Annotated in this window: 15 protein-coding genes and 1 pseudogene; 3 read left to right on the forward strand and 13 right to left on the reverse strand. The window is 34.6% G+C overall.

The annotated features are described in order from the left end of the window. Positions 1-20 precede the first annotated feature (20 nt). The gene (locus tag VIG73_RS07100; RefSeq protein ID WP_331640404.1) at positions 21-419 is read left to right on the forward strand and encodes a helix-turn-helix transcriptional regulator; all 399 of its coding nucleotides are present in this window, start codon (positions 21-23) and stop codon (positions 417-419) included. Between the two features lie 135 nt (positions 420-554). On the opposite strand, the gene VIG73_RS07105 is transcribed toward VIG73_RS07100, so the two are convergent. Further along, positions 555-884: a hypothetical protein gene (locus VIG73_RS07105; protein WP_331640406.1), complete on the reverse strand. Its 330-nt coding sequence runs from the start codon at positions 882-884 to the stop codon at positions 555-557. Positions 885-1193: 309 nt separating this feature from the next. Here VIG73_RS07105 and VIG73_RS07110 point away from each other — a divergent pair, with 309 nt between their 5' ends. Beyond that, the gene (locus VIG73_RS07110; RefSeq protein ID WP_331640408.1) at positions 1194-1595 is read left to right on the forward strand and encodes a helix-turn-helix transcriptional regulator; all 402 of its coding nucleotides are present in this window, start codon (positions 1194-1196) and stop codon (positions 1593-1595) included. Between the two features lie 38 nt (positions 1596-1633). Continuing rightward, positions 1634-2413, forward strand: a complete 780-nt coding sequence (locus VIG73_RS07115) for a hypothetical protein (RefSeq protein WP_331640410.1) — start codon at positions 1634-1636, stop codon at positions 2411-2413. A gap of 364 nt (positions 2414-2777) precedes the next feature. On the opposite strand, the gene VIG73_RS07120 is transcribed toward VIG73_RS07115, so the two are convergent. The 12 genes and pseudogenes from VIG73_RS07120 to VIG73_RS07180 all read right to left on the reverse strand — a co-directional run. Continuing rightward, positions 2778-3305 (reverse strand): restriction endonuclease, encoded by a 528-nt coding sequence (locus VIG73_RS07120; protein WP_331640412.1) that lies wholly within the window; start codon positions 3303-3305, stop codon positions 2778-2780. A gap of 125 nt (positions 3306-3430) precedes the next feature. Next, positions 3431-4714, reverse strand: coding sequence for a PTS cellobiose transporter subunit IIC (gene celB, locus VIG73_RS07125; protein WP_331640414.1), 1284 nt, complete (start codon positions 4712-4714; stop codon positions 3431-3433). Positions 4715-4737: 23 nt separating this feature from the next. Beyond that, positions 4738-5037, reverse strand: coding sequence for a PTS sugar transporter subunit IIB (locus tag VIG73_RS07130; protein WP_331640416.1), 300 nt, complete (start codon positions 5035-5037; stop codon positions 4738-4740). A 210-nt stretch (positions 5038-5247) separates the two neighbouring features. After that, a complete protein-coding gene (locus tag VIG73_RS07135; protein ID WP_331640418.1) occupies positions 5248-6621 on the reverse strand; it encodes a YfcC family protein in 1374 nt (457 codons plus the stop codon). A gap of 467 nt (positions 6622-7088) precedes the next feature. Further along, positions 7089-8159, reverse strand: coding sequence for a sugar-transfer associated ATP-grasp domain-containing protein (locus VIG73_RS07140; RefSeq protein WP_331640420.1), 1071 nt, complete (start codon positions 8157-8159; stop codon positions 7089-7091). Positions 8160-8562: 403 nt separating this feature from the next. Next, positions 8563-10019: pseudogene (locus VIG73_RS15705) on the reverse strand (APC family permease). 137 nt (positions 10020-10156) lie between these two features. Then, entirely contained in the window at positions 10157-11899 is a 1743-nt protein-coding gene (locus VIG73_RS07155) for a phospho-sugar mutase (protein ID WP_331640426.1), read from the reverse strand. Between the two features lie 77 nt (positions 11900-11976). Further along, positions 11977-13143: a nucleotide sugar dehydrogenase gene (locus tag VIG73_RS07160; protein WP_331640428.1), complete on the reverse strand. Its 1167-nt coding sequence runs from the start codon at positions 13141-13143 to the stop codon at positions 11977-11979. Between the two features lie 77 nt (positions 13144-13220). Then, positions 13221-14300 (reverse strand): NAD/NADP octopine/nopaline dehydrogenase family protein, encoded by a 1080-nt coding sequence (locus VIG73_RS07165; RefSeq protein WP_331640430.1) that lies wholly within the window; start codon positions 14298-14300, stop codon positions 13221-13223. Between the two features lie 28 nt (positions 14301-14328). After that, complete coding sequence (locus VIG73_RS07170; protein WP_331640432.1) at positions 14329-15252, reverse strand: ATP-grasp fold amidoligase family protein; 924 nt, start codon at positions 15250-15252, stop codon at positions 14329-14331. Positions 15253-15287: 35 nt separating this feature from the next. After that, positions 15288-16577 (reverse strand): lipopolysaccharide biosynthesis protein, encoded by a 1290-nt coding sequence (locus tag VIG73_RS07175; protein WP_331640434.1) that lies wholly within the window; start codon positions 16575-16577, stop codon positions 15288-15290. A gap of 51 nt (positions 16578-16628) precedes the next feature. Next, positions 16629-17055 (reverse strand): O-antigen ligase family protein (locus VIG73_RS07180; RefSeq protein WP_331640436.1); only part of this gene is annotated, 427 nt, incomplete at its 5' end.

The following is a 17055-nucleotide window of genomic DNA, read 5'->3' on the forward strand; positions in this document are numbered from 1 at the left end:
CTAGGGAGGTGCCTATTTAGATGCATGTTCTACAAGAGCGTTTAAAGGATCTTAGAATTGAAAATGGATATAAACAAGAAGACATTGCAAAAAAACTAAATATAAGTACAAGTGCTTACGGATACTACGAACAAGGTAGAAATGAACCCTCCATTGAGACTTTGCGTGAAATAGCAAATACTTATGATGTTTCAACCGACTATTTACTAGGCTTAATTGATGCACCAAAACCCCAGACTATGTTTAAAATAGATGAAGATTTAATCCTAACACAGGAAGAACTAGTAATTATTAAAGAAATGAAAAAATCTTCCTTATTGGAAGATTTCAGTCACAGTCCTAAATCACATAGGGAGAAGCTATATAGGTACTGGAAGTTTATGAAAGATGAGATGAAGCTGGGGGATAAAGAAATTTAATATATATTTTTCATACATAAACTAAAAAGCGCCAAACTCTTATTGTTCCTATGAAATTTTTATAATTTGTTCTGTAAAATGTAATCTTAGGTTGATCTAAAGCAATCGAATGTACACCACATCTTGGTTCACTCGTTAAGTTAGGATCATCGTTTTCCAATTTTCATCGATAAATAATTGCATATCTTGAGTCATATTGTTTGTTGCTTCTTGATGAAATTCGAGCTCTATATCACCTCTTGAATAAGAACGTTGATTCTTTTCGTCTATCCCTTTCCAGACTATACAATCCGTAATAAGTGGCCCAATGCTAAATAATTTGCTTTGATCTGTATATTTTCTAAAGCCTTTAATTAACTTACCAAAACTTCTTTTTTCTTGATATTTATTAGCACCTGCAAAAACCCAATCCGTCACAGTATTCGTTATAAATCCTAGAATAAATGTTAAAACATGAGTTATCATTATTTCACCATTTCCTTTTATATGATTCATACTCCATCTATTGTAGCATGAAGAAAATGAATGAATAGAAATAGACAAATAAAAAAGATAACCACACAAGAAACATGCCACGCTCAATATTAATTCAGCAACAATATAGAAAATGTTTTGAACTCTCTTTTGCAAATTCCACCCAAATTGTGTGAATTTTTATTATAAAATGTTTATAATGATTAATAACAACACCTTTTGAGTGCATAAAGTAAACAAGCACTCATTTTGTGTTATCTTCTATTTAATAAGTTAAGTAAAATATGGGAGTTATGACCTATGAAGGGTTTTGGTTTCCGATTAGAAAATTTAAGAGAAAATGCTGGATATACAAAAACAGAATTGAGTAAATTACTTGGTTTCAGTCCCAATGTATACGGTACATATGAGCGGGAAGAAAGAAGTCCATCACTTGATACTGTATGTAAATTAAGTGAAATCTTTAATGTATCAGTAGATTACCTAATTTGCGGGAAAGACGATAGCAAGCATAATTATAAAGATAATAGATTTGAAAATATTCTACAAGTCATTCAGTATTTTAAAAAACATGGTATACATAGCCCTTTCATTGCTGATATCGATTCATGGAATGGCTTGCCAGCAGAAGCATTTCATGATTTGGAAAAGTTCTTTTATTACGTAGTTTATAAATACAAAACAAACAAAAGAAATTATTAAATACATTAAATGACAATTATATGAAGGAGGAACTAAGCATGCTTTTATTTATGTTAATACTTCTATTATTAATTGCCTACTTTGGAAAGAGGTGGTTCATTAAAAGAGATAAAACCATTTCCAAAAAAGTGTCCTATACTTTTATTGGAGTCAGTGCATTTCTAATTCTGATTAGCGGAGCTGTTGACAAAGAAGATGCAGCAGGTCAAGCCAATCAACACTCTGAAAAACTAGAAGAATTAACAGGAAATGTATTAAGCCTAGAAGAACAGAACGAGGAATTAAAAGAAAAACTTACAAACTCAGAAGAAAATGTGGACAAGCTTGAGGAAGAATTTAAAGATATAGAAAAAGAAAATGAAAAACTAAAAACTGAAAACGAGAAATTGACTAAACAAGTAAAGTCTTTAGAAGCTAAAGAAGTAAAAAACACTAAAGAGGAACAAAGTAAAAAGATAGCTAGCCAACAAAAAAAGACCGATCATACAAGTTCTAAACAAGCACAAAAAACAAAAACCGCAAGTAATTCTACAAATGAACAGAAAAAGTCAGCTAATCAAACAAAGTCAAGTACTGCAAGCTCACAAACAGCACAAAAGAGCCAAAAGTCCTCTTCTCAAACTACAAAAAGCAATAATAGCTCTAAAACAAGTACTAATCAGGCACAAGCAAAAGGAGATTGTAATATTAAAGGAACCTCTAGTGGAATCTACCATGTTCCAGGAAGTACATATTATAATAGAACTAAAAATGTTGCCAAATGGTTCTGTTCTGAAGAAGAAGCAAAAAAAGCAGGTTTTCGACCACCTAAAAGATAATATATCAAACAAAAAAATCGTTCTAAACTGAACGATTTTTTTGTTTTGGATGTCATTCATTTTTTGGTTTTTATCTCAATATTTTCTCAAACTCCGTTAAATAAACACCATCTGCAATTTTAATTGCTTATCCATTTTTATTTCCCCATGAATGTGTATTTCGCAAAAATTTTTAATGCATGTTATAAAAAACATTCAATTAACCTCTTCACATTTGATAACGAATCATATTGCTTCTCCTCCCTACCTTTTTGAGTATAGCGTTTAGATTGAATTTTTTTCAAAAGTATAATGACATTTATTATTCTTATGTTTTCAACTCTAAAATTGCCTTTTTGCACTCCGTTTTCCGGAAAAAACCAATTCATGCTCCTTTACTTTTTACTAGCATCCAATGAATTAACTGTTTCCGATCAATTAGCCTAACTTGATTCGAATTTGCCAATGTTTTTGCTTGCTTAGTAAAAAAACTATTTGTTATCACCCAGCACTCATCAGCATTATAATAGTTTTTGGCTGCAGCTATTTCTTGGACAGCTTTTACTCCAACATTTTTCTTATATCTTTTTGCTTGAACAATAATTTTCTTATCTTTTGCTTTTAAAATAAGATCCGCACCAAAATCCCCTGTCGCCGGTGTTAATCTAACATCATACTTATCTTTTAACATAATGTGAAGATATTGTTCAAATTCTCTCCCTGACATTTTATCAACTTGCAAGATACCCGACTTTTTCAGTTTCCTATCCCGCAAAATATTAGAAATCCACTCTACTAACAATGAGCTTACGATCAGAACTAATATTCCTATCGTTAATAAGGGTGAAGCAGTTAACAAGGACCATAGTAAATCCAAGCCCATTTTTAAACCATCAAAAGCATCCAATCCCAAAGTAATCTTCTCCTACTCTTATATCCCTTCTACAATAGAGCAATATCCTATACTTTACGTTCTATTGTATCAAACTATTACAATTATAATGACTTTCCTTGTCACATTACTCACTAAAACACTCCTTATTCCACAAGCTTAGCCACACCTGAATCCTGTGCTTCCTCTTGTTCTTCTTGTAAGAGTTTTTTATCATATAGACGGAAGAATGGATAATAGATCATCATGGCGACAATGATATTGACAATCATCAGTACACCACCACGCCAATCTCCAGTTGTTAGGATGCCTGAGAATGGGGGTGGGGTGGTCCATGGTATAATCACATACGGTTTTCCTACCAAACCGATTGACATAGTGAAATAGGTGATGATTCCTACTGTTAACGGTGCAAGAATAAACGGTACAAATAATAGAGGGTTCATAACGATTGGTGCACCAAATACAACCGGTTCACTTATATTAAAAAAGCTTGCCCAAATCGAACCGCGTCCTAAGCTCTTTAAATGTTTTGATCGTGCGCGCCAAACAAATAAAATCGTTAATGCTATTGCCATACCTGAACCACCTACAGCCCACCAAATCGCCATAAATGGCTGACCGATAATATATGGTAATTCTTCTCCAGCTTGTTGGGCAGCTACGTTTTGTTCAGTTAGGCTATACCAGATAGGTGCCATGACACTTGCGACAACTGAAATGCCATGAATGCCGAATGACCATAACAAGTGGATAAGAATGATAGCTATAATAGCTCCCCAAAGGCTTGCTCCCATTGCTTCTAATGGCTGTCGCAACACCGCTCCAACGATACCATGTAATGATAAATCAAAAGAATGATGCAAACTGAGATCTATTCCCCAAACGGCAAAAATAATGACAGCGCCAGGAATTAATGCTGTGAAAGCTCGCCAAACTGATGGCGGAACACCATCAGGCATCCGAATAACGATATTTCTTGTTTCAAAAAACCGGTAGACTTCAACGGTAAAAATAGCTAGTACAATGGCAATAAACAATCCTTGACTGCCCATCAAATTTAAAGGAATATTTCCATCTTCAGTGAGCGGTGTTGCTACAAAGAATGCTGCTACACTAAGCACACCTGCAGATAATTCATCCATTTTATAACTTCTCGCTAGGCTATAAGCAATCGAAAATACAGCTACAAGCCCCAACAGACCGAATGTCGCATCTACTGGTATACTAAGTGCCGGTGCATATGGCTTCATGAACTCTGCCCATGACTTAACGGGTGGGGAAGAGATGATTAAGAAAATACTCCCGATGATTAACAAGGGCATCGTTGTCACAATACCGTCCCTTATGGCCTTTAAATGACGTTGTTCAGCCATCTTCCCAGCTATTGGCATAAAGTACCGTTCCATAAAATCATTAAAACGATTCACGATTTATCCCCCTTATTTTTCATTTAAAAAAGCGATAATGCTTGATCTAACACCTTTTCAGCATTTGCCGTTCCATATGCTTTCATATCGATGATGTCAATCGGTACCCCTACTACTTCAGCCTTCTTCAATAATTCATTTTTCTTATATCTAATTTGTGGTCCTAAAAGAATCACATCAGATTCGCTTAACTGCTTATCAACGTCATCAACCGAGTGGGCTTCAATCGTCACATTAAGTCCTCGTCTTTCTGCGACTTGCTTCATTTTTTTCACTAATAGACTTGTACTCATTCCCAATGCACAAAGTAACGTAATTTTCATGACTGTTTCTCTCCTCTCATATTGTTTAATCTTCCTATTACACTTATACGATGAAAGCACAGCCATTATGTTTTTCCTACGACTAGCAGATCAAGGTACAATACTGTTATTTAAAAATATATTTAGTATGCTATTTTCAAAGTCAAAATCTATAGTAGACTATAAAAATCCCACAGACAGTCGTGTTCAAACTGTCTGTGGGATTATTCACTAAAATGGGCCGTATCCGATAAAGATGGCGATCGTAATGGCAATAGCTCCGACAATCATCCACATTAATAATAGTGGGAAGACAAATCGCACCCACTTCACCCAATTAATACCGCCAATTGCAAGAACAGCCATAAGCACACCAGAAGTTGGTGTAATAATATTCGTGAAACCATCACCTAACATGAGAATAAGCGCACCGGTTTGTCTCGTTATCCCTAATAAATCTACGATAGGAACCATAAGTGGCATAATGATTGCCGCTTGCCCGGTTCCAGATGTAACTAAAATATTAAACAATAAATTAAACACATATAATAATTGGGCACCTACATAAATGGAAGTCGACTCTAATGGACCGAGAGCATAATAAACAATCGTATCCAGTATCGCACCTTCATTTAAAATAACGATGACGGCTCTCGCAAGACCAACAACTAAAGCACCATATACAATCGACTTCGCTCCTGCAATAAATTGACTAATAAATTCATTCGGGCTTATTCGCGCGATGAACGCTATAACGACACCCATCATTAAAAAAATACCAGACAGTTCGCTTATACCCCAGTCATGATTAAAGGCACCGTAAATAAAAGTGACGATAAATAATAAAAATGTAAGTAAAATTAGCTTCTGTCTGCCAGTTATAAAAAGGTTACGATCTTCTACTTTTGTATTATTTGGTAAATTTCCAAATAGCTTGCTTCCCATAAATGACTTTTCCGGGTTGTTTTTTACCTTTTTTGCATAAAAATTTGTATAAATAATCGTAATCGTGATGAGAGCTAAAAATAAAAATACACGCAATAACATGCCAGAGAACAATGGTAATTCTGCAATTGTTTGCGCTAAGCCTAATATGGTCGGGTCGAAAATACCGGCAATCATTCCGGAGTAATAACCTAAGTAAACCGTAGCTACTCCGACAATAGCATCTAATTTGAGTGATCTTGCTAAAGCAATCCCTATTGGTATAAAAGCGATGACAGCATTTGCTGCAATACCCATCGACGCTAAAATACCAAATATGCCACTAACAGTTGCTATTAAGAGCATATACCTTCCTTTCGTTTTATCAATCAGTGTATGAATGCCAGACGTAATTGCACCTGTCGATTCAATGATATAAACAATCCCACCAATAATAAAGATGAGGAATATGATATTTGCAGATTCTATCATGCCTTTTGGATTGGCACTAAATAAGTCAAGCAAGTTAGCCGGATTAGATTCTATTTTTTCATAACTTCCTGGAACGACTTTAATTATTTCTTCAACGGTCTCACGTTCATATGAACCTGTCGGAATAAAATGTGTTGCAATCGCAGCTAAAGTTACAATACTGAAGATAATGATAAATGCGTCTGGCATAACAAATCTTCTTGACTTTTTAACTGCTCCTTTTTTCCATAGATTGCCTCCTTATGTTTTACTCTTTATCAGGCTTTCGGTTTGAACATGGTCCACTTTAATGTCTATAACGGTGAAACGAATGAACGGCATTTAAATATTACAAAAGCCCGCACACCTATTACGCGGTGTACGGACTTAAATAATAAAAAATAATATACCACAGACAGTTTTAAACTGTTCTCTATCAAGTGGACAGAACCCCATATGTATCCCTTTTACAAATCTAAATTCTTTTTATTTCCTATCCTTTTATATTAAAACACCTATCAAACCAATTAATTAAAACGCTCAAAAATACTTCTCTACAACTTTATCAATCCCTTAAAATCGTCTCTAATTTCTAAACATTAACGCCACCGGATAAGTATAATATCGAATTAATGAACACAGTAGTTATTTCTTTATTACTAAGTATTTTAAACTAACTACAGTTCTTTACCTTTATATACATAATCCAAAACTCTATCAGTATACTCTCCAAAAATAGGTCCTATGTTAATTTGATGAAAATCAATTTGTCCCGTTGGAATATTTGCTTCTATTAATATTGGATCTCCTACTTTGTCAATAGCGTAATCCCAAGAAACCATTTTAAAATACGGGATTCTACTATGCTGTCTAAAAGCATCGTCTATCAACTTGTTATAAGATGGTACTTTTTTGTCTTTAAAAACAAAGCCACTATCATGTTGAGTTCTGACAGTTTGATCAAGCTGTACTGCAGATTCTTCCAAATATCCATTTTTATTTACAACTGCTATTATGCCACCAGCTAAAAAACCATCTATTCTACTCCCCTCTTTTCCCATCCTTAATAAAGTAGACAAGAGAACGGGTTCTCCGTCAATTAGTAAAGTTACTACTCTCAAAGTGTTTATAGTAGATGTAGTTATGCTTTTCATAAATTGATGAGACTCTACTACCTCTTGAACAATTACTTGATTAAGTGACGTTAAGATGCTTTTTAATTTATCCTCTCCATCTTCGGGTTTCCAAAAAATAATACCTTGACCACCATAGGTTCCTGTGGAGGGTTTTATGATAACTTCTGGTTCATCTTTACAAAGTTGTATAGCTTTTTCTAAGGAAATAGGTTTATGATCTTTATCAGATATAAAATTATTTATTTTTCTAACGATTGTTTTTGGCTGCTTTGCATCAAATATTTGTTCTTGGACATTCTTATGGTGCAAACCTTCCATTCCATGAACATATAATTTTTTGGCTACTTCTCCATAATATAAACTTTCTGGTATATAACGAGGATCAAATCGATCATTGGCAAAAGAAAAATACGCTGTCCAATCAGTATTAACTCTTTTCCCGTATTTTTTCCAATAATCTCTAACTTGTTGTTTTTGAGTTTTGGTAAGTTTTTTTAATTTGATTCCACTTTTCTTTTTCTTATAAAGTCTATAATTCCATCCATTAACCAAAAGAAATCTCTCTAATGGTTTATTAATATTTTTGACTAATGTTAATATTTTGTTCGCCATGTGATACCTCCACTCTATTTACAATACAGACAATAATAAAGCATTATATCTCTACTGAACTAAGTTATAAGAAATAAAATCAGTTTTATCTAGATTCCCTCAGCTTTTCCACCAATTAATCCATTCTTAATGTTACCAATTCTATATAAAGCTTCTGGGTTTAACAGGTCATCAAATTTTCGCCCTAAAAGTTACATCTGTTGTGAACATTCAACCTGCCCCTCACTAAAGCAAAATGTAATATTCGACACGGTTCTGTATATATGAACACATATCCGAGAGTCGTCTTTGAGTTTGTATTTCAGAACATTGGAGTTGGATACAGGTTTGCGCGAAAGTTGCCCTTAGCAGCCTTTTCTTATTGTTTCGTGTCCTAAAAATTTAATATGTAAAATCCATAGTATTACCCCAACTGCTTTCCATTACCATGTTCCCCTAAAATTAAATAATTTAACTCTTCCTCAGGAATACTGTTATATTCTTTTCGTTTAACCAAGTAAAAGCCCACACCGATTAAAATCCACACGACCAAAGCAACTCTTGATTCAACATCGAGAAAAGCAGGTGATCCAGGGACAAGCAATAAGGCAATAAATACTAAACTCGCAACTATACCAATACCAGCTATAAACTTTTTCCATGGGGCAAGAGTGGCATGATTTGACACAGAAGCATCTTTCTTCGACCATTTAAATAGTTTATATGCTGTATAACATGTATAAAAATAAGCAATCGATACTCCAATCGATGACATACCCACAATCCAAACTAATACTTCTCGGCCGAACCATGGAGCAGCCATAGCGACAACTGTAGTAAAGATAATCCCTATATAAGGTGTCTTATACTTCGGATGAAGCTTTGAAAAAGCGGATGGGATAACCTTAGCACGAGACATCGCAAATAACAAACGACTTGTTGATAAAATAAATCCATTTAGACCAGTGAATATGCCCATCATTAAGGCTATCATTAAAACAAATAATCCTGCTGTTCCTAACACGTTTTCAATAGCAAAGCCTGTCCCCCAAAAATGTTGCTGACCAACTAACTCTAACCATGGTTCAGTCATGGCAGTTGTTATAATCATAAAGCTATAAAGTAGAAAAGCAGCAATCATCGCAAAATAATTAAGCGAAAGGCTTTTTGTGATGAAAAATAAAATTCTTCTGCCATTTGTGGCACATTATCAAAGCCAACATAGGCCCATGGCGCAATTGCTACAATGGAAATAATCGCTGAAAATGTCGTCACTTCTGGATTGAAAAATGGCTTCATATTTTCCACACTAGATTCCGGTGAGATTCCAACAAAAGCGGATAACAAAAGCACACCTGCGACCATAATGACACAGAAAATAAATTGCATGCTTCCCGTTAATCCAGAACCTTTTATATTTAAATAAGCAAAAACAATTAAAGCTAACGTTGCAATAATCACTTCAGTAAAATAGACATCCCATCCTGCTAATTCATACATGTGCAAATTTTGAATAAAGGCTGGGAAGATATATTTAAACATTAACGTAAATGCCGAAGCATTTAATGCCACAATACAAATATACCCTAATGATAAAAACCATCCCGATATAAAGGCATGCTTTCGTCCTAAACTAATAAACGCATAAGCAAATTCACCACCGGATACCGGGAAATTTTTTATCAAAAATCCATAACTGACAGCAATCAACATCATTAACAAAGCACCAATACCAAAACCGATGATAACACCAAATGGACCTGCTTCAGACATCCAATTAGTTGGTTGTACAAACGCTCCCCAGCCAATGGAGGAACCTAACGCAATAGCCCATACCCAATGAGGTTTTAGTGACTTTTTGAGTGATTCTCGTTTTTTCATCAAAAACTCCTTAATGTATTAGGATTGATTCTACAGTAGAATTAAATAGTATTTTTGTATAAGTCAAGTTTTAACCTAGCTTAGTTAAATGTTTTGTACACTAGAATAAGTGTGAAACACATGGAAAAAGAAGAAATTTAAGCTTTTTCTCCTTCAGTCACTCTCTCCATCACTTCACCAACCAACTTTTCTAACATCTCTTGACTTTCTTCCATCGTCTCTCCTCTTACACCAAAGTAAAATTTTATCTTCGGTTCGGTGCCGGATGGACGGATGCAGATCCAAGAGTCGTCCTCGAGTTTGTATTTAAGCACATTCGATACTGGCAGTGTGATTGTTTCTTCCACACCCTTATCTACAAACGTCCGTCTACTTGATTCATAGTCTTCACGGACGACGACTTGTTGTCCAGCAACTTCAGCAGGAGGGTTTTCACGGAAGTCATTCATAATTGTAGCGATTTTCTCAACACCTGCTTTTCCTTCTAATGTTAAAGACTCTAATCCTTCACGGTAATAGCCATATTTAGCGAAAATATCCATTAAGGCATCATACAAAGTCTTATCTTTCGTATGATAATAAGCAGCAACTTCAGCGATGAGTATACACGCTTGGATTGCGTCTTTATCTCGCACGAATTCACCGATTAAATAACCGTAGCTTTCTTCATAGCCAATGAGGAAAGAACGGTCCCCACGTTCTTCAAATTCCTTGATTTTTTCACTAATATATTTAAAGCCTGTCAACGTATCGATTGTGTCTAGTCCATGAGCTTTGGCAATATCCCGACCTAATTCAGATGTGACGATTGTTTTTAAAACGGTCGCATTTTCTAGGAGTTCATTTTTCTTCGCTTTTTCAGTTATAAGATAGTGAAGTAATAACGCCCCAATTTGGTTACCCGTTAAAAGTTGGTATTCACCTTCGCGATTTTTAACAGCGACTCCAACGCGATCCGTATCAGGGTCAGTCGCTAATAATAGATGAGCGTCATGTTTCTTACCATATTCAATCGCCAACTTAAAGGCAGCTGGTTCTTCAGGATTTGGATAATCAACCGTTTGGAAAGCACCATCTGGCAGTTCTTGCTCTTTAACGACGTATACATGTTTAAAACCGACTTGCGCTAACCCTTTTCTTACTGGACGATTCCCTGTTCCGTGAAGCGGTGTATAGACGATTTTAAAGTCATCAGCCACCTGTTCGATGGCATCACGGTTAACGGTAATCGTTTCTAACTGTTTTAAATATGCTTGATCGACTGTGTCACCGATCATCGATAAAAGTCCAGATTCCTTTAATGACTCTTCTTCTGCTACAGCAATCTCTAACTCATTTTCAACTTCATTAACCTTAGCCACTAATACGTTCGCAGTTTCTGAAGCAAATTGAGCACCGTCTTCTCCATACACTTTAAACCCATTGTATTCTGGTGGGTTATGGCTTGCGGTAATGACAATCCCGCTAAACGCATGTAAATAACGTACCGCAAATGATAGCTCTGGAGTTGTGCGAAGTGATTCAAAGACATAGACTTGAATGCCGTGATGACCTAGTACTTTCGCAGCCTCCATTGCAAAATCCTTTGATTTATGGCGGGAATCATAGGCAATGACAACACCGCGACTCTTCGCGATATCACCTTGTTCTTCAATATAGCGTGCCAACCCTTCAGCAGCTTTTCGTACCGTATATATATTCATCCGATTCGTACCAGGCCCAATAATGCCACGCATGCCACCTGTCCCGAACTCTAAATGTTTATAAAATGCATCTTCTAAAGCTGTTCGATCGTCTCTTAAATCCGCTAATTGCCCCTTTAATTCCCCATCTAATTCAGCAAAATTAATCCAGCGTTTATAATTCTCTTGCCATGTCATTTCTTTCAAACCTCCTCGTATCCTTAACTCTTTCTTTGAAAAAAGCCTGCAACTAAAACATGCAGGCCAATCCTTATTTAGTCTCGTGAAAACACATCACGTGTATACACTTTATCTTTTACATCTTTTAGTTCGTCTGATAAGCGATTAGCAACGATAACATCACTAACTTCCTTAAACTCGGCAAAATCTTTTATAACTTTCGAACCGTCAAACTCCGCTTCTTCTAATACAGGTTCATAAATAACGACTTCAACACCGTCTCGTTTGATATGATTAATGACATCTTGAATAGCTGATTGACGGAAATTATCTGAGCCTGTCTTCATCGTTAAACGATACACTCCGACGATTTTAGGATTTCTCGCTAATATCTGATCCGCAATATGACGCTTACGCGTATCATTCGCCTCAACAATGGCTGTAATCATATTATTAGGAATACCTTTATAATTAGCAAGTAATTGTTTCGTATCTTTCGGCAAACAATAACCACCGTAACCGAATGACGGGTTATTGTAGTGATCACCAATACGCGGATCTAGCCCGACCCCTTCAATGATCTGCTGTGTATCGAGCCCTTTCATTTCCGCATATGTGTCCAATTCATTAAAAAATGACACACGCATCGCTAAATATGTATTCGCGAATAATTTAATCGCTTCCGCTTCAGTTGAATCCGTAAAAAGAACCGGAATATCTTCTTTAATCGCGCCCTCTTTAAGTAACTCGGCAAACTTCCTGGCCCGCTCTGATCTCTCTCCGACAATAATACGTGACGGATATAAATTATCATATAATGCCCGTCCCTCACGTAAAAATTCTGGTGAGAATATAATATTATGAGTTGAAAACTTCTCACGTACTGCCTTCGTATAACCGACTGGAATGGTTGACTTAATAACCATTGTCGCATTCGGATTTACAGATAGAACTTGTTCAATCACTGTTTCAACAGAACTCGTATCAAAATAATCTCTCTCGGGATCATAATTCGTCGGTGTGGAAATAATGATATAGTCCGCCTCTTTAAACGCTTCTTTATAATCAGTTGTTGCTTTAAGATTCAACGGTTTATTCGCTAAATAATCTTCTATCTCCGAATCGACAATTGGAGATTTTTTATTATTAATTAAATCAACCTTCTCTTGCACGATATCAAATGCTGTGACTTCGTTGTGTTGAGATAGTAAGACAGCATTTGATAGGCCGACATAGCCTGTCCCGGCGACTGTGAGTTTCATGGGGATACCTCCTAAATTGATTTATACATGCACTAAATCTATGTGATGCATAAAATGGTTATGGTTTATTTATTACTTCAATACTCTTTCAATGTATCATCAAGTATTTTCTTAATGTTTTCTTCCCCTAATCGTTCAGGTGTTCTACCCTCTTTACGCATATCTCTCCCTAAAGCTGCCGATGCTATTTCAATTAAAGCAGTACATATTGGTGTTTCTATATCGAGTTGTTTTGCTATCGCTTCAAGCATCACAAGACCTTGTGGAACATCTTCTGTTATATATCTAGAATCAACTGACACGGGGCCTTTAGCTCTTGTAGGCATTGCTGCATACCAAAAGAATACTTCCTTAGCATCACAAGTGTCATCTAATGTGTTGCGATATTTACAGGCCTCAACATAGGAAAGTCTTTCAAATCCTAACTTCTCGAGTACATCCATTTTTTCACTATCTAGTTTTTCCAATACTTTCCATACACTAGGTGTAAATACTTCATGATACATTACGTAATCACCTTTTGTCTTTTCAATACGTGGGATACTCATAACAGCACCTACTGTATGAACAATTAAATTTGGATTATGTAATGCAGCTTCTACAACTGAAGATAAATATTCCAGAGGAAATCCTAATTTATCAAGTTTTTCCTTCGCCTTTAAAGTATTTTTATTTGGATATACCCCTAAAGGGTTTCTTACATTTCTGAATCCAACTTTAATAACTCCAGGTTCAGTTATCCGACAATCAATAAATGAACTTTGAGCCTCTACAATTGTAATATTATTATTTTCACAATGCTTTAACATATAAGCAGTTGAAAAGTACCCTGGATTGAAAACAATAATTTGATCATCCTTGATATATTCTTCCATTCTCTTTATCAATTCTTCATGATAATTAGTTTGAATATAAACAATTACTATATCTGCCTTTGATAGTTCGGATAAGTCTCTTGTCACCGCATTAATTCTCGTAGTTTTGGCTTCATCATTTTCTACTAATTTTATTTCACCATTATTTTCTAACAAATATTGAAAATTGTCATTATGCATTGAATCAGTAGTTTTAATTAGTGTTACATCGTGACCTCTAATAGATAAATCAGCAGCTACAGCACATCCGGCATTTCCCGCACCTAAAATTGATACTTTCATAATTACTCCTCCACTCTTTTATGTATTCTTAACGTTTATTGTCTATTGGAAGCTTTAAAAAATCCCCAAGAATTTTATCTGTTTCAGGTAAACGCTTAGTATCTAAACCAGCCGATGGTGTAAATGTTAACTCACCAAAAATAGTTTTGCCTTTATCTAAATAAAAGTCTGCTCTAACAAACGGGAAAGGTTTGCATAGCTTTTCGGCGTATTTAAACATCTCATCTATACCGTCTGGTTTCTCAATTTTAATATCTGGATTTTCTATTGCATCTCTTGTGTAAGGCATTAAATTCCATTCGCGATCAAAGTAAAAAAACTTAGGCCTTCCTTTTTCTCTTCCAACACAAAGCATAACGAACTTTGGCTCACCGTTAAAACAATAAAATTTATAATCATCTGGCAGTAATCCGCTTTCTGTTTCAATATATTTTTCACAGATTATTCTTTTGGGTATATACTTATAATTAATCTCTGCACGAAGCTTCCAAAAATCTTCCTTCATCCATTTCTCTAACTGAGCTTCAGCTCTTTTTATATTGAGTTTGCTTTTATCATTACAGATAATATTATATCCACATCCATGATTAACTTTAAGAGCGAACTTATACGGAAGAATATCCCATTCAATCTTATCTACTGAATCCCATACATTAATTAAATCATTTAATATTTCGCTGCATCCTGATTCTTCAACATATTTCCTTACCTGATATTTATCAGCACATTGAGTAACTAAATGGTTGTTATTATATGTATTAAGCTTTAGCCATTGAACTTTCTCATTTAACGTTTCCGGATTCTTCAAATCTAAGGATTTACCAAAGTATTCCTTATATAATAATTTAGTTGCAAATGTTGGAGAAAGCATCGAAAGTAAACTTCTCTTTTTTCTAAGGTATTTACGATAGAGTGACATTACTAAATCACTCTTTTTTAAAAAACGCTTCAATATTTCTGTCACCCTTTCAATTTATAATCATGATTCTACACTAGGCGGGTTTTCTTCTTACTTATTCTTAAGGTAATAGTAATTAATCCGAAGTTAAGTATTGCACCTGATATTCCAAACAATGCAACAGCTACAATATCACTTTCAAAAACAAAGTAACCCATTGCTAAGGCTGATAATCTAGTAACTAACATGATAACTGTATATATTAAATGAAACCTTTGAGCATTTAGAACGGGTAAAGACATTACACTTGGTCTATTCATAAACGCAAAAAAGCTCCATAATGCTATCCATCTAGCATATTCTCCAGCTATTACCCAATCAGATCCAAATACAAAACTAAATAACGTTGGACCAAATAAAACTATTAAACCAAATGGAACTATCCCCATTCCACTCAATGCTAATGTTGCCTTTTTAATAAGATTTGTTACATTTTCTCCTTCTTTTGCTGCTTCTGCAATACGAGGATAAAATACATCTCCTACAGCTTTTCCAATTAACCTAGAAGGTATGGACAAAACTGTTCTTCCAATTGTATAAAAGCCTGCTGCAGCTGTACCAAAAAAACTAGTAAGCATTAAAACAGGCAAACCATTTGAAACAGCATTTAAAAACACTTCTGGTGCACGATATAATGGAAAATCATAATATTCTCTAGCTAATTTCCTTAGACTTTTTCTTCTATCTTCAGTTGCCATATTTTTTTTATGAGATGATTTTTTGGCAAAGAAAATCATCATTACAGCTCTTAAACCATTTGCAAAAACGGTTAAAATAACTAAAACAGATGCAAAAGGATAAAAAAGTCCAATTCCAACTTTACTACTATTAATTATGACAGACTGCCAAAATGTTACCTTAGCATTTATAGAAAATTGTTTTGTTCTGATCAACCATTGTTCTGAAATTTGCATTAATCCACCAAAAATAATTACTAATGGAATTAAAAATAAAAAAGAAGAAACTTCATTTAGGTTAAACACATTTGCAATTTGTTTATTAAAAAGTGTGATTAATAAAAGAGAGACAAATGATATTGTACCAGTAATTATTAAAGAAAGGCGTATAAGGCCTTTTGCATCTAAATCACTCTTTGGTAGAACTATTGCTATTGGATAGGTCAAAGCAGCAACAGGAGCTATAATACTTATTATCGATGTGAAGGTTCCCATAATTCCATATGCTTCAGGACCATATATTCTTGTAATAAAAGGAGATAATAGCATTGCTATCGCTTGTGCCCCAGCAGCTCCAGTCGCCATAATAGTAACATTTTTAGTGAACTTAGAATTTATTAATTCTTTTATTTTTGACTTCATTTGTTACTCCTTTATACACTTGGGTATACTTTTTATAATCATAAATATTAGTTATCTATGAACTGCAATAAGTTGACCATCTTTTTTGGAAGAGAGTTTATATAAATCACCATTATTAATTAAGGTAAATAATAAGAAGATAATAACAAAAGAATAGACTTCTGAAACCATCATATTAAATAGGATAAAAACTGCTAATAATAAATAATATCTTATTGATTCTACACGACAATAACGTGAATTACGCAAAGAAATTATAAATATAACAATAAATAAAAATAAAAATATTATGCCGCCCTGGAGTAAGATTTGTAAAAATATATTATGCGCGTTAAATTGAGCAGTTCCGACTGTAATATATCTAGCACTCTGAATTTCTCCATATCCAAAAACATATGATTTAGAAATCAATTGTAACGCTTCATCCCAAATTGTTATTCTTCCTGATAATGTTAAATCTTTTTCTAATATCTCTAAA

This window comes from Cerasibacillus sp. (assembly GCF_036516575.1).
In the GTDB taxonomy this organism is placed as follows: Bacteria; Bacillota; Bacilli; order Bacillales; family Amphibacillaceae; genus Cerasibacillus.

Bases quoted from the DNA above. Each gene is read 5' to 3' on its own strand.
- VIG73_RS07100 (WP_331640404.1), top strand. From the start codon at position 21: ATGCATGTTCTACAAGAGCGTTTAAAGGATCTTAGAATTGAAAATGGA.
- VIG73_RS07105 (WP_331640406.1), bottom strand. From the start codon at position 884: ATGATAACTCATGTTTTAACATTTATTCTAGGATTTATAACGAATACT.
- VIG73_RS07110 (WP_331640408.1), top strand. From the start codon at position 1,194: ATGAAGGGTTTTGGTTTCCGATTAGAAAATTTAAGAGAAAATGCTGGA.
- VIG73_RS07115 (WP_331640410.1), top strand. From the start codon at position 1,634: ATGCTTTTATTTATGTTAATACTTCTATTATTAATTGCCTACTTTGGA.
- VIG73_RS07130 (WP_331640416.1), bottom strand. From the start codon at position 5,037: ATGAAAATTACGTTACTTTGTGCATTGGGAATGAGTACAAGTCTATTA.
- VIG73_RS07135 (WP_331640418.1), bottom strand. From the start codon at position 6,621: ATGCCAGACGCATTTATCATTATCTTCAGTATTGTAACTTTAGCTGCG.
- VIG73_RS07140 (WP_331640420.1), bottom strand. From the start codon at position 8,159: ATGGCGAACAAAATATTAACATTAGTCAAAAATATTAATAAACCATTA.
- VIG73_RS07155 (WP_331640426.1), bottom strand. From the start codon at position 11,899: ATGACATGGCAAGAGAATTATAAACGCTGGATTAATTTTGCTGAATTA.
- VIG73_RS07160 (WP_331640428.1), bottom strand. From the start codon at position 13,143: ATGAAACTCACAGTCGCCGGGACAGGCTATGTCGGCCTATCAAATGCT.
- VIG73_RS07165 (WP_331640430.1), bottom strand. From the start codon at position 14,300: ATGAAAGTATCAATTTTAGGTGCGGGAAATGCCGGATGTGCTGTAGCT.
- VIG73_RS07175 (WP_331640434.1), bottom strand. From the start codon at position 16,577: ATGAAGTCAAAAATAAAAGAATTAATAAATTCTAAGTTCACTAAAAAT.